Source organism: Microbacterium sp. J1-1, from assembly GCF_024498615.1.
GTDB classification, from domain to species: domain Bacteria; phylum Actinomycetota; class Actinomycetes; order Actinomycetales; family Microbacteriaceae; genus Microbacterium; species Microbacterium aurugineum.
Window position 1 is genome coordinate 24523 of record NZ_CP089591.1, and the last position, 12758, is coordinate 37280.

Genomic DNA, 12758 nt, shown 5'->3' on the forward strand with positions numbered 1-12758 from the left:
CCCGCCTACTGCGACCCGCTCGGGCCGCCAGCTGAGTCATCGGTCGCGGACTGCACGGCTCCCTTGACCGTGTTGGCCGCTCCCTTGGCCACGTCCGCGGCGAGCTTCGCGCCGAGAGCGACCGGAGCCGCAGGGCCCGCCGCGGCCGCACCACCCGCGGCAGCTGCACCACCACCGGCGGCCGCGCCGCCAGCGGCAGCACCGCCACCCGCAGCAGCGCCTCCGGCGCCCGCGCCCGCCCCGGCAGGTGCCGCACGGCTCGCTGTCGCGGCAGCACCGCCGCCGGCAGAGCCGGCGCCGCTGGGAGCCGAGGACGCACCGCCGCCACCGCCGCCACCCGCGTAGGAAGCTCCGCCGCCCGAGCCGGAAGAACGCCGGATTGCGCCGGTGGCCATTTCACCGCCGACCGCCCCGGCCGCCCCGGCAACAGCCATGCCCGACATGCCGCCGCCGGCGACCGCACTCGTCATCGGAGCGACGAAGCGCAGGAGAGCCGGGAGGGCGATGAGAGCCATGAGCATCAGCGCCAACCCGGTCAGGATCGACCACAGGCCGCCGCCGTCGTCCTGGAAGGCATCAGTGCCGACAAGCTGGAACGCCGCCGCGTAGATCAGCGCAGCGGCAGGCTTGTAGAGAATGAACGCGATCGTCCAGCCGACGATGCGACCGAACCACTGCTTGCCCATCTGCGTGTTGGTGAAGCTCGCGGCCAGCGGGAGAACCCCGGCCAGGATCACGAGGAGTCCGCCGCGCACCACCATGAGCGCGACCTGGACGAAGACCATCAGCAACGCGATCGCACCGAGGATCAGCACACCGATCAGCCCGATAGGCGAGGACGTGCTGAGCGCGATCATGGCTGCGACGTTCGTTCCGAAGCACTGCGATTCACCGCCGGCGGACACGTCGCAGTCGGTCGCGTTGTTCAGCACCCACACGGAGAACGAGTCCGCCGCGGTCACGGCGAGGGTGAGAATCGCCAGACCCGCGCCCGAGACGACGATGAGCGTCAAGAGGGACTGAATGAGATCCTTGCCCGGCTGCGCGCGCTGCTCCCACGCCATGCGGATTCCGCCGATGATGACGGAGAGCACCGCGAGGCCGCCGACGTAGAACCAGAGTGAGTTCTGGAGGAAGCCGACCGCGGACGATGAGCCACCAGGTGCGCTCGAGCTGAGGATGCCGCCGATGAGAGCGGAGGCACCCGAAATCAGCATGACGGCGATGAACACGACGCCGAGCGCGCCCAGGTTCCGCATCCCTTCGCCGCGACGCATCCGCAGCGCGATCAGCGCGCCGAGGGCGATGAGCGAGAGAATCGCGATTGCCAGGCCGATGTAGGTGACGTAGTTGAGGATCGTCGTAAACGCCTCGCTACCGGGCGGCGTTCCACCGCCCGTCGTCGATCCGTCACCGGCCGTGAGGACCGGCGTCGGAACCGCGACCCACATGCTGCCCATGCTCGCGATCGCCTTGCCGAACCCCTCCATCACTCGGTTCGTCAGCTCTTGAATAGCGTCGTTCGACGCCTTCGACACGACATCACCGACCCCTTGCTCAATGCAGCCGAAGGGATCGGTAAGCCAGTTGCAGCTCTCGTCGGCGGCGGCCATTTCAGACCCCCGCCCAGGGGATGTATCCGCCCAGGTTCTCCAGCGGTGAGGCTGCGAACGGAGGCTGGCCGTTGTCGTCGAGAACGATCTTCCAATCGCCGTCCACCCAGTGCAGAACAACGGGCATGCTCACGAGCGCACTACCCGAGGACGTGACGTTCCAAGCGATATCGACTACGGCCTCCTCAGCGCTGTACGAGTTGATCTTGAAGCCGGCGACCTGAAGTCGCGTGCTGGAGGAACCCCCGCTACCGCCCGCGGCCAGGGCCGCGTCGCGGCCGGGGCCAGGCTCTACTAGCTCTGGGAGGCGAGGGACGTTGCGACTATCTGATGCAAGAGCGACGTAGTTGACGGCGGCGAACAGCGCCCCCTCAGCGGTGTGCGCATAGCACGACCGGAAACCATCGTCGATCGTGCCGGGCCCAGTGCCCTTCGCATCGGTGGGTGCGGCGACGGTGCCCACCAGCTCCCATTCGTTCCCGGGAGCGGTCGTGAGAGAGTTTGTCTCCTCGAACCCTTCCAGCCCGCACACACTCGGGTCGGCCGAGCCGGGGTCGGCCGACATCGACGTGGTGGGCGCGGGTGTGGGGTCGGCGTTGTTGTCGCCTCCGCCGAGGAGGGATGTGACGAGTACGACGATCGCGGCGAGGACAATCGCCCCGACGACGATCGCGGCGACGATGAACCCTCTACTTCGGAAAGGGCTTTGCGAGTCAGCGGTGCTCATATGTCATCCCTCTTCGGTGGTTAGGAGCCGGAGATGAAGCCGACGAGAGCGGTGGCGGCACCGATGACCATGACGCCGACGAGGATCGCCACGAACGTCTTGACGTGCTCGCCGCCCTCGCCGCGGCGGGAGTTGAACATGAACATCACGGCCACCGCGATCAGAGCGAGGATCGCGGCGATGAGCCCGACCCACTTGGCCCAGCCAAGAATCGTGCCGACCGCCTCGAACCCGGGAGGGGCGACCGGATCGGGGTCGGGCAGGGCGGCGATGACGTTGACGACGTCGGCTGCAAGAAGCTGGAGCGACATGGTTCTTCCTTTCAGATGTGAGCGGGGCCGCTCGGAGACAGTTGCAGATCCGCCAGGAGGGCACGGAACTCTTTGGGGACAGGAACAGAAGGATCGACGGGGCCGAGCCGCCAGGCGTCGACCCACGGCAAGGTCCACACACGCGGGACGCCGCCCGCGATGACGTGCTGGAGGTCACGCAGCGGCTTCGGGAGTCGCCCGGGCGCGTCCGGGATCAGCACCAGGCCGACCAGCTGCACCGAGTCGCCCAGCACTCCCGACGCCCACTCGGTCGCGGCGCGCTGCGCGGCCGTCAGACCGCTCCAGCTCGTCCGTGCGACGAGAGCTACCCGACTCGGTGTGCCCGGAGTATCGGCCACGGGCCAGCCGTGCTGCGCGGGCCGGCTACCGGCGGCCAGGGCGGCGAGAGTCGATTCACCGGCACCGCCGTGCACGCCCAGCCACCACACCGTCGCGGGCCACGCCTGCGACCACCGCGGCAGTCGATCGGCCGTGTCCGGCGTCGGAACGCCGGCCTGAGGCGTTGACGGCCCGGTACGGGCCTGTCGCCGTGTCGCGGCGGGAGCTGCCTCCGGTTCCGGCTCTGGCGCCTGCTCGGGGCCGGTAAGCCAGGGGTTCGCGTTGGTCATGCTCGCTCCGCTCTTCAACACCCATACTCCGTCCCGCCTCCGTCAAGCACTTAACCTGTCCACCCCCATGTGCGGGGTGATGACAGTGACGTAATCCTACCCAGAATGCACAGGAACGGTCAATTATTATTCGAAACACCCCGATATCACGGTACGCTGACCTTGTGAACGTGACCTCACCGACAGCGGAGTGGCCCGACTCGCTGCTCCGCGACTACGGGCAGATGATGAGTGTGCGCGATGTCGCGCAGGCACTCAACATCGAAGAGTCGAACGTGCGCGCCCTGCTCACCGCGACGCACCACGCCGGGCGAATGCCCGGCGTGAAGCTCGGCAAGAGCTGGCGCATCGACCGCGACCAGCTGCGCGTGTATCTCCTCGCGCACCACAACTACCGATCATTGAGCTCCACACCCACCAGAGAGGCGAATCATGGCTGACACTGTGGCCACCTACCCCCGGATCGTCGCCGTCGTGGAGACACCGACCGGCGGAACCGTCAGCATCGACGGGCGGACAACGCCCGTGGCCGGGCCGGACGAACAGGGCGTGCGCAAGGAGATTCACGCCCTCGTCACCGCAACCGCGATGGAGCTGCACCGACCGGTGCGCCTGACCACGCGGGATGCGCTCGGCGAACAGCAGTTCGCCGTACACCCGGACGGTCGGATGGAACCTCTCTCGCTTCTCGACGAAACCGCAGCGGTGCCGCCCACCGTTCCCGCCGCCGAAGAGCCCGCGGAGGCTCCGCCCGCGCCGGCCGCGGCGGCCCCCGCCGCTCCGCAGCCGATGACGCGCGCGGAGGCCAGGCGGCCCACCCTTGACGACCTCCTGCAGTCGCGCCCACCGGCGCCGCTCGGACCGGCGACGATGGGCTGGCAGGGTGTCGTGCGCCGCGTCACAGCCGGCCTCGTGTCGCCCCGGCCCAGCGAATTCGAGCTGTCCCACCGCTCCGCGATCGAGCGCGTACAGCGCTCCCTCCGCGGGCCGCGGACGGTCGTCGTCATCAACCCCAAGGGCGGCGCGCACAAGACGACCGCCACGCTTCTCATCGCCGCCACGTTCGGCACGCACCGAGGCGGCTCCACGCTCGCATGGGACAACAACGAGACTCGCGGCACGCTCGGCTGGCGCGCCCAGCCCGCACGGCATCAGAACACCGCCGTCGATCTACTCCGCGACCTCGATCGCTTCAACGACGTCCGCAACGCGAAAGTCGGAGATCTCGACAACTACACCCGGTCACAGGGATCGACCCAGTTCGACGTCCTGGCCTCCGACGAGGACGCCGCGGCCTCGAGCACGATCGACGCGCGCGCCTTCAACGAACTACACGCCACACTGAGCCGCTTCTACCGAGTGATCGTCGTCGACACCGGCAACAACATGCGGGCCTCCAACTGGGAGGCCGCAGTGGCCGCAGCCGACCAACTCGTGATCGTCTCCACTCTCCGGGAGGACACCGCGGCGTCAGCCGCATGGCTCGTCGACGGGCTGTACGAGAAGGGTCACGAGGCGAAGATCCGCGAAGCGGTCACCGTCCTCGCCTCGCCCACGAAGGTGCCCGACGCCCAGTTGCATACTCGGCTGCACAGCCACTTCAACAGCCTCACCCGTGTCGTGCTCGACGTGCCGCACGACCCCGCGCTCGTCGACGGCGGCACGCTCAACTTCGACGCACTCACCGCCGAGACGCGCGAGGCGTGGCTCCAGGTGACGGCCACCGTGGCGGACGGACTGTGAACCGCGCAGCCGCGGCCGCGATTCCGCTCGTCGCCGCCCTCGCCCTCGCCGGGTGCGTCAACAGCAACGATCCCAGTCCGTCGCTCTCGCCCAGCAGCTCGCCCACCGTCACGTCGACGAGCCCCGCCAACCCCAGTCCGCCCGTAGACATGGGCGCCACCGCTGATCCCGTCCCCGAAGCGGGCACGGATAGCCAGCAGGCCGCGATCGACACCGCAGAGAAGGCCGTCACGGCGTTCGCGCGCCCCGACCTGAGCTACGACGAGTGGATCAACGGCCTCTACCCGTACCTCACCCAGACAGGCGCCGCCGCCTACGAGGACACCGACCCGGCGCTCGTCCCGGTGCGTCAGGTGACCGGCGCGGGGACGATCCTCCCGGCGTCGACGGAGGTCGCGCTCATCGTGCAGGTACCCACCGACGCCGGCCCCTACAACGTGAGCCTGAGCCGCCAGAGCTCTGATGCGGCGTGGCTGGCCGATCGGATTCGCCCGGCAGAGGGATAACCGCATGGCAGACGGAAAGTCCGCAGCCGGCGCGCTCATCGTGGCCACGCCGATCATCGTCGTGGCCAGCATCTTCGCCCTCGTGCTCCTGTTCATGACCGGCGGGGGGTCCGCGGCCGCATGTGTCGGCGGCGCAGGCACCGTCGACCCCGAGAAGGTTCCCACCGAGCCCGTCGCGGGATACTCCGGGGAGCAGCTGACCAACGCCGCACTGATCATGAACGCTGCGGTCCCGCAGGGCCTGGACCGCCAGGCGCAAGTCATCGGCGTGATGACGGCGATGGGCGAAAGCTCGCTTCGAAACATCGGCTACGGCGACGACATCAACGGCGTCACCAACCCGGACGGCACGCCCACGTGCTCGCTCGGCTTGTTCCAGCAGCAGTGGTGCTTGGGAAGCTGGGGCACCCGCGACCAGGTGATGGACCCCACCTACGCGGCAACCCAGTTCTTCACGCGGCTCGCCGCGGTCACGGACTGGCAGAGCCTCGAACCGACGATCGCCGCTCATAAGGTGCAGCGCAACGCGGACCCGTACCACTACGAGAAGTTCTTCGACGCCGCCGACCAGGTCGTCACCGCGATCGCCGGCGACGGCGCGGGCGGTGGCGGATGCTCCGGCAACGGAAAGATCGTCTACCCGCTCGGACCGGGCTTCAACATGACCGACGACTACGGCCCCCGGGTCATCGACATCCCGGGCGCCTCGACCTGGCATCCCGCCGTCGACCTCCAGCACTGGCCGAACAACTGCCTCGACCAGATCTTCTCCATCAGCGACGGCACCGTGACCTACATCGGCGGCATCCAGCTCACGATCAAATCCCCGGACGGGTGGAGCGCGTCATACCTGCATATGAAGCTCTCCGATATTTCCGTCGCCGTGGGCGACACCGTGACCGCGGGCGAGCCGATCGCCCTCGTCGGCAACGAGGGCCCGTCAGGCGGATGCCACCTGGACCTCCGCATCAACAAGGACGGCACGACCGATCCCGCGATCGCCAGCCTGAAAGCCGGCGAGGACCTGGGCGGGCCGCCCAACTCCTACGGCTTCGTCAACCCGGAAGAGTTCTACCAGGCGTTCGGCATGGAACTGTGCCAGCCAGACTCGTGCCGGAGGCCCTGAATGAGCACCGCACCCATCCCCGCCTACCCCATCGTCTACGTTGACGTCGCCAGCGACGGCAGCGCACACGTCAACGTCGCAGGACGGCACGAGCACTTCGATCCCGCACCGGGCGACGTCACCCGGCGCGCAGTGACGGCATACGCCGCCGCGGTGGCCGCCGAGCTCCACCGACCCGTGCGCACACGGATCACCGACCCAGACGGGCAATGGCTCGTCGCCGTTCACCCCACCGGCACGGTCACTGACCTCGCGGAAGCCCCCCAGAAAGCAGCTCGACCCCGCAGGCAGACAGTCACCGTTCCCGCCGCGGAAGCCCCGCAGCGTCCCGCTCCCAGCCCGGAGCACCCGCCGCCGGGCACGGCGCCGACGCTCTATCGGCCGCCCGCGCGCGTTGCCGCACCGATCGCGCCCCCGTCCGTACCGGAGCCCGTGGCGCCACTCGACGCCGAGCTGGACGACACCCGCCTCGCTCAACGATCGGCGCAGCATCCGCGGCCGACCTCCACCCTCAGATTCAGCACAGGTGACGTCGCTCACGTCGTTAGCTCCGCGCTGATCGGCCGCAGACCCGCCGGTGACCCCGGCGAGGACGTCGCCCTCACCGTGACCGTCGATGACGAGTCCCGCATGCTCTCTCGCACCCATCTGCGCATCGAATGGCACGACGGTGCCCTGTGGGTCACCGACCGCGCCGCCTCGAACGGCACCACGATCGAACGTGCTGGCGCTGCGCCCGTCGAGCTGACGCCCTGGCAGCCGTTCCAACTGCACGCCCAGGACGTCGCCGTGCTGGGCGACGTCCGCCTCACCATTTCCGTCGACGAACATGGCGGGAAGGTGAACCCGTGATGACCGAGCATCCGCGGGATACTGAGAACAACCCGGGAGTCGTCTCTGACGAATCCCGCGGCAACTCGTCAGCTGAACAACACTCCGAACCCGAACGGAGCCCACATGAAACCCCCGAACCGGTGAGCGAAGAGGACTACTGGTCACAATTCCCCGACACGCTGACCACCGCGGACGTGGCCAAGATCATTCGCACAGGGGCGCCGGCGGTCCGAGCGCGCCTCCGTGACGGCACCATCCCCGGCCACCGCATCGCTGACTCCTGGATCATCTTCAAGGGCGAGATACGGGCCTGGCTCGCCGCCACCAGCAACCGGCCCCGCCCGAGCGAGCCCGTCGACGTGCTCGCGGGCTACCCGGACGAACTGAGCTACCGCGACCTTATGCAGCTGTTCCGCGTGAAGTACAAGGGCACGATCTACATCTGGCTCGAACAGGGCCACATCCCCGGCTCCTTCGTCGGCGGCCGGTGGATCGTCCACAAGTGGCAGCTGCGCGAACGTCTCGACGAAACCAGCAACCAGGGCGGCAACGAGCAGTCCGAGAACCCAGACACGCCGCTCCCCTAACGCATGTGTATGCGTTAACCCCCCATGATCGACAGCATGAGCGGAATCAGGACACGCCGCCGCCAGCCGGGCGGAGGAGACATGGTGCTTCTCCAGGCCCGCGTCTCGCCCACGGCACACGAAATCGTCAAGGACGCGGCCACCAAGAGCGGTGTGTCCATCGCGTATTACGTGGAGGCGCTTGTGCAGCAGCTCGTCGCTGAGCATGGCGCGCTGCCCCAAATCCCCCGGCCGAGGCCTCAGAAAGAGACCCTCGACATCGACATCGAGGAGGCGCCCATCTCCGCCGCCTAAACGAAAGAGCCCGCCATCACGGCGGGCCCCTCAAGTTTCGTAGCTCCGAGTCGGCCAGTCGCCAAACTTACGACTCCGAGCTAATCAGCCCCATCCAAGCCGGCAGGCCCCGGAGGTTCTGTCGTTCCCTGGAAGGAATGCATTCATAGTAGCTCAACGCGCCCGTTTTCGGGCGGCAATCGTTACAGATTCCCGCGTGTCGCAGCCTGACCTGGCATCCGCGTGGGTGCTCACGCGCGCTCTCAGCCCCCGGGAACACGTGCGCGCCGCCGCACAGCTCGCATCCGGCGAGGTCCTGAACGAGTACGACCACCAGTGCTCCGTGAACGAACTGCCGCCCCACACGCCCTGGGCGATGTACCTCGCCGGCGAGGACCGCCGCTACGCCTACCTCTGCTTCGACTTCGACAGCTCCCGCGGCAACGCCCCCTACGACGCCGGCCGACTCTCCCACTGGCTCGACGAGCTGAACATCGCACACCTGATCTGCGCATCCGGCCCCACCGGCGGCCGCCACGTCTGGATCGGCATGGCCGAATCCGTCGATGCCGCCCTCGTTCGAGATCTCGCGCTCCTCGCAACCCAGCTGCTGCCCTCCCTCGACCCCACTCCCCTGACCAACCCCGCCACCGGCTGTGTGCGGCCTCCCGGAGCCCCCCACCGCCTCGGCGGTGTATCCGTGGCCCAAGGGCCGCTCACAGCCCTCACCAGCTGCACCGTCGCCCTCGACGCGATCACCGACCTCACCGCGTTCCTCGTCGACGCCGGCGCCGAGCTGCCGTCGCCCACGATGGGCCTGCTGCGCGGCATGGCCGTCGACGATGATGGCCACCCCTACATCGCCGGCCCCAGACGGCCCCTCACGCCCCGCGTGGACGCGATGCTGAACGGCGCCCCCGGCGAGGACACGTCCTACACCCTCGCCGCCGTCCTCGCCGGCTGCGCGCACTCTCGCTGGCGATACGCGGACGTCCTGGCCGTCGTCGACGCGCCCGCGTTCGAGCACGTCCGCACGCTGCACGGCAGGAACGGCCGCGATCGCATCCCCCGCACCGAGCGCGGCCGCATCCGCGCCCTGGACGCCGCCTGGAACAACGCCGTCCGCTACGTCGCGGCTCACCCGCTCAACGGCACCGGCGACGACACCAACTACCTCGCCCGCGCGAATACCGCCCTCACGGCCGTAGAACGCGCTCAGGAGCGCGCAGACGCCATGCCGGGCCTCTGGGGCGCGGACCGGGCATCATCGGCTGCACGCCGCAGCACAGGGACGCACAGCACCCGTGCCGTCCTCGACGCCCTCTGCCTCTACATCGCCCAGTCCGCACAGCTGGTCGTAGAAGCCGACGTGCGGCGCCTCTCGGCCGACACAGGCTACGGCCGAACCACCGTCCACACCGCGCTCCAGGCCCTCACCCAGCCGCTCGTCGACGGCGACCCGGAGTCCGCATGGATCGTCCGCGTCGGAGACGTCGACGCCCCCCATGGGCAGCGCTACCGACTCTCCGAACGGTTCTCCACAGACCCGGAGGACCGTAGCCGGACACAAGTGCCTGCACGCCCCTCGCCCACCCGCTCCCCGCTGAACGTCGGCTATTGGACCACTCGACTAACCGCTGAGCTCCGCCCGCTCACGCACGATACGTTCGCCGCCCCGCGCAGCCTGGGCCGCACCGCGGGCCTCGTGTTCAAGCACCTCCCGGAGGCGGCCTCCACGACAATCGAGGACCTGGTGCACCGGACCGGCTTAGACGCCGCACGCATCCGGGTCGCGTTACACCGGCTCCGGTTCCACCGCCTGGCCCGCCGTGGCGGTGCCGGATGGAGACGAGGCGACACCACGGCGCTCGACGCGGCCGCCGACGCTCTCGACGTTGCCGGCTACCTGGAGGCCCGCCGAGCCCGCTACGGTGTCGAGCGCGGCCGGTGGGAGTGGTGGAACGCCGAGCTGACCTGGATGCGGAAACCGAACAAGAAGCGCCGAGGCCGTCGAGCCCCCTCCGGCGTCGCCCTGTTCGCCCAGAACGATCGTCCCGACTACTCGCGGTACCCACGAGGCCCTGACGGCCGTGCCGACCACAGAGAAGCGCTCCGCCTCGTCGACGCCGGCATCCTCTCCCCCGCCACAGCTCTCGCCGCGGCGTAGAACCGCGCTCGAGCGCGATCGGCGCACGAGCTGCACCGATGAACGGAGCCGCTACGCGGCCAGAGCTTGTCTGTTGTCCGTCTGCCTGGCCGCCGAATCGTAGTTCGCTCCACGGCTGCCGTGCCGGGCTTTCGCGGCATATCCTCCCTCGCTGCGCTCAGCCCGGTATTCCACGACCCGGCACTCTCGCCGCTGCGCTCTCAAACGATCCTCTTGCCAGACAGGCGAACAAAACAGTTGATCGGGAGAGAGAACAGATCATGGCTGACACCACCATCCACACCGGAACCGTCGAGCACATCGACCCGCAGACCCTCGTCATCGAGGCCAACGTCAGGCCCAGCGCACCACTGACGGCCGCGTTCGTGCAGAGCGTCCGAGAAAACGGGGTGCTCACCCCCGTGCTGGCGCGCCGAGATGCACAAAGGAACGTTCTCGTGCGAGCCGGGCAGCGACGCACCCTCGCCGCCCGAGAAGCAGGCGTGAGCACGATCCCCGTCTACATCGTCGACGCGGACGAGGCCACCGCGGAACGCATCATCCAGCAGATGGTCGAGAACGACCAGCGCGAAGCCCTCACCGACGGCGACCGAGCCGCCGCGTTCCAGCAGCTCGCGTTCGAGGGGATGAGCGTCACCGCGATCGCCAAGCGCACCGGCACCAAGGCCAAAGAGGTCAAGACCGCCCTGGCCGTGGCCGAGAATGCCACAGCCGCCTCCGCGATCCACGAGCACACGCTGACGCTCGACCAGGCCGCCGTGCTGATCGAATTCGACGACGACCCCGAGGCCCGAGCGCAGCTGATCGACGTGGCCACCCACGACCCCGCACAGTTCGCCCACACCGCGCAGCGCGCCAGGGACGACCGGGCACGCGCGAAGGTCAAGGCCGACACCGAGGCGGACCTGACAGCCCGCGGCTTCGAAGTCCTCGACCGCGACCGCGGCTACTACGAAACCGACTACACGCGGCTCAGCGAACTCGTCACCCCGGAAGGCGACCAAGCCACCGTCGAGCACATCGAGAACGCTGAGGGCCGGGCCGCGTTCGTCCGGGTCTACATCACCGGCAAAGCCGACGTGACCTACTACCTCCGCGACCCGAAAACCGCAGGATTCCGCAAGGCCACCGGCTCCGGCAGCAACAGCGGGCCGATGACCGACGAGCAGAAGGCCGAACGCCGTACACTGATCGCCAACAACAAGGCCTGGGCATCCGCCGAGGTCGTGCGCCGCGAATGGCTCACCACGTTCCTGTCCCGCAAGACGCTCCCCAAAGACGCCGCCGCGGTGATCGCCACCGGCCTCACGCTGCACCGGCAGGCCGTGAGCCTGGGCACCCGCGACGGCAACACCCTCGCGCACGAACTCCTGAGCATCGAGCGAGGCGGCTACTGGGAGGCCGACAAGCTCGCCGCCCTCGTCGAGCACACCCCCGGCAAAGCGCAGCACGTCGCGCTAGCCGTCGTGCTCGGAGCCGTGGAGAACATCACCAGCAAGCAGACCTGGCGGCACCCCTCCCCCACCGACCGGGCCTACTTCACCCAACTCGCCGCATGGGGCTACGGGCTGAGCGAGGTCGAGCAGATCGTCACCAGCGCCACCGACGCGACCGACGACCCGACCGCCGACTACGCCGAGGACTACGACGGCGACGACGAGGAGTAACCGCACGGGAGGGGGCCGACCCGGCCCCCTCCCCCAACTCCCCCGGAGACACGCATGCTCACTATGACCACACCCGAAGGTGACACCTTCACCGCCGACACCGACGTCCGGCTCGCGTCCCTCTGGGCCGACGCGCAGCTCGGCGCGAGCTGGGACGATGGTCTGCCCCCGTTTGACCAGCACGACGTGATGAACGACATGATCGATGAGATTCACGCGATGCAGGACGGCGAACTCCCCGGGTACACCGTCACCGAATCCCACCCATAGCGGACGTCGCCGGCGCCCGCTCCGTGATCGCCGGCGAGGGGGCCGTCCCCCTCGCGCTCCCCCGCCGATGAATGCACACTGATATCACAATGCAGGCACGATGCCAGCACCCACCAGCACACGGAAACGGACCGGCCACAGGCCGGGCAGCACGGCCCTGACGGGCCCCATTTTCTTGCCGTGAAGCCTTCGGCAGCATACGGTCGGCCGACCTCCGCGCAAGCGGCTCCGCCGCCGGCTCCCCCGACACCTTCGGCACGCGGTCGCTGCGCTCCCTCCCATCGCGCCGAACTTCTCTCCTCCAC

General features: G+C 68.8%; 14 protein-coding genes. 10 read left to right on the top strand and 4 right to left on the bottom strand.

The genetic code is table 11. From position 1 onward, the window contains the following. Nucleotides 1-5: 5 nt before the first annotated feature. The 4 genes from LRQ07_RS18225 to LRQ07_RS18240 are packed head-to-tail and all read right to left on the bottom strand — an operon-like array spanning nucleotide 6 to nucleotide 3280. Nucleotides 6-1613: a hypothetical protein gene (locus LRQ07_RS18225; RefSeq protein WP_256536514.1), complete on the bottom strand. Its 1608-nt coding sequence runs from the start codon at nucleotides 1611-1613 to the stop codon at nucleotides 6-8. A 1-nt stretch (nucleotide 1614) separates the two neighbouring features. Next, nucleotides 1615-2340: a hypothetical protein gene (locus LRQ07_RS18230; RefSeq protein WP_256536515.1), complete on the bottom strand. Its 726-nt coding sequence runs from the start codon at nucleotides 2338-2340 to the stop codon at nucleotides 1615-1617. Between the two features lie 20 nt (nucleotides 2341-2360). Further along, nucleotides 2361-2651: a hypothetical protein gene (locus LRQ07_RS18235; protein WP_092558257.1), complete on the bottom strand. Its 291-nt coding sequence runs from the start codon at nucleotides 2649-2651 to the stop codon at nucleotides 2361-2363. An 11-nt stretch (nucleotides 2652-2662) separates the two neighbouring features. Then, complete coding sequence (locus LRQ07_RS18240; protein WP_256536516.1) at nucleotides 2663-3280, bottom strand: DUF6668 family protein; 618 nt, start codon at nucleotides 3278-3280, stop codon at nucleotides 2663-2665. A 170-nt stretch (nucleotides 3281-3450) separates the two neighbouring features. Here LRQ07_RS18240 and LRQ07_RS18245 point away from each other — a divergent pair, with 170 nt between their 5' ends. The 10 genes from LRQ07_RS18245 to LRQ07_RS18290 all read left to right on the top strand — a co-directional run bounded on the left by LRQ07_RS18245 (nucleotide 3451) and on the right by LRQ07_RS18290 (nucleotide 12453). After that, nucleotides 3451-3720 (top strand): helix-turn-helix domain-containing protein, encoded by a 270-nt coding sequence (locus LRQ07_RS18245; protein WP_256536517.1) that lies wholly within the window; start codon nucleotides 3451-3453, stop codon nucleotides 3718-3720. Beyond that, entirely contained in the window at nucleotides 3713-5023 is a 1311-nt protein-coding gene (locus tag LRQ07_RS18250) for a MinD/ParA family protein (RefSeq protein WP_256536518.1), read from the top strand. Before LRQ07_RS18245 ends, LRQ07_RS18250 begins: the two co-directional genes overlap by 8 nt. Then, nucleotides 5020-5529 (top strand): hypothetical protein, encoded by a 510-nt coding sequence (locus tag LRQ07_RS18255; protein WP_256536519.1) that lies wholly within the window; start codon nucleotides 5020-5022, stop codon nucleotides 5527-5529. Before LRQ07_RS18250 ends, LRQ07_RS18255 begins: the two co-directional genes overlap by 4 nt. A 4-nt stretch (nucleotides 5530-5533) precedes the next feature. Then, entirely contained in the window at nucleotides 5534-6655 is a 1122-nt protein-coding gene (locus tag LRQ07_RS18260) for a M23 family metallopeptidase (RefSeq protein ID WP_256536520.1), read from the top strand. Then, a complete protein-coding gene (locus tag LRQ07_RS18265; protein ID WP_256536521.1) occupies nucleotides 6656-7507 on the top strand; it encodes an FHA domain-containing protein in 852 nt (283 codons plus the stop codon). A gap of 122 nt (nucleotides 7508-7629) precedes the next feature. Next, nucleotides 7630-8076, top strand: coding sequence for a helix-turn-helix domain-containing protein (locus tag LRQ07_RS18270; RefSeq protein ID WP_256536522.1), 447 nt, complete (start codon nucleotides 7630-7632; stop codon nucleotides 8074-8076). Between the two features lie 24 nt (nucleotides 8077-8100). After that, entirely contained in the window at nucleotides 8101-8370 is a 270-nt protein-coding gene (locus tag LRQ07_RS18275) for a hypothetical protein (RefSeq protein WP_256536523.1), read from the top strand. Nucleotides 8371-8566: 196 nt separating this feature from the next. Next, nucleotides 8567-10516, top strand: a complete 1950-nt coding sequence (locus LRQ07_RS18280; protein ID WP_256536524.1) for a hypothetical protein — start codon at nucleotides 8567-8569, stop codon at nucleotides 10514-10516. A gap of 260 nt (nucleotides 10517-10776) precedes the next feature. Continuing rightward, a complete protein-coding gene (locus LRQ07_RS18285; RefSeq protein ID WP_256536525.1) occupies nucleotides 10777-12183 on the top strand; it encodes a ParB/RepB/Spo0J family partition protein in 1407 nt (468 codons plus the stop codon). A 63-nt stretch (nucleotides 12184-12246) separates the two neighbouring features. Beyond that, the gene (locus LRQ07_RS18290; protein WP_256536469.1) at nucleotides 12247-12453 is read left to right on the top strand and encodes a hypothetical protein; all 207 of its coding nucleotides are present in this window, start codon (nucleotides 12247-12249) and stop codon (nucleotides 12451-12453) included. Nucleotides 12454-12758: the final 305 nt, after the last annotated feature.

What these genes read in the sequence shown, in the direction of transcription:
- LRQ07_RS18230 (WP_256536515.1), bottom strand. Translation starts at nt 2,340, where the DNA reads ATGAGCACCGCTGACTCGCAAAGCCCTTTCCGAAGTAGAGGGTTCATC.
- LRQ07_RS18240 (WP_256536516.1), bottom strand. Translation starts at nt 3,280, where the DNA reads ATGACCAACGCGAACCCCTGGCTTACCGGCCCCGAGCAGGCGCCAGAG.
- LRQ07_RS18235 (WP_092558257.1), bottom strand. Translation starts at nt 2,651, where the DNA reads ATGTCGCTCCAGCTTCTTGCAGCCGACGTCGTCAACGTCATCGCCGCC.
- LRQ07_RS18265 (WP_256536521.1), top strand. Translation starts at nt 6,656, where the DNA reads ATGAGCACCGCACCCATCCCCGCCTACCCCATCGTCTACGTTGACGTC.
- LRQ07_RS18260 (WP_256536520.1), top strand. Translation starts at nt 5,534, where the DNA reads ATGGCAGACGGAAAGTCCGCAGCCGGCGCGCTCATCGTGGCCACGCCG.
- LRQ07_RS18290 (WP_256536469.1), top strand. Translation starts at nt 12,247, where the DNA reads ATGACCACACCCGAAGGTGACACCTTCACCGCCGACACCGACGTCCGG.
- LRQ07_RS18250 (WP_256536518.1), top strand. Translation starts at nt 3,713, where the DNA reads ATGGCTGACACTGTGGCCACCTACCCCCGGATCGTCGCCGTCGTGGAG.
- LRQ07_RS18275 (WP_256536523.1), top strand. Translation starts at nt 8,101, where the DNA reads ATGATCGACAGCATGAGCGGAATCAGGACACGCCGCCGCCAGCCGGGC.
- LRQ07_RS18225 (WP_256536514.1), bottom strand. Translation starts at nt 1,613, where the DNA reads ATGGCCGCCGCCGACGAGAGCTGCAACTGGCTTACCGATCCCTTCGGC.
- LRQ07_RS18285 (WP_256536525.1), top strand. Translation starts at nt 10,777, where the DNA reads ATGGCTGACACCACCATCCACACCGGAACCGTCGAGCACATCGACCCG.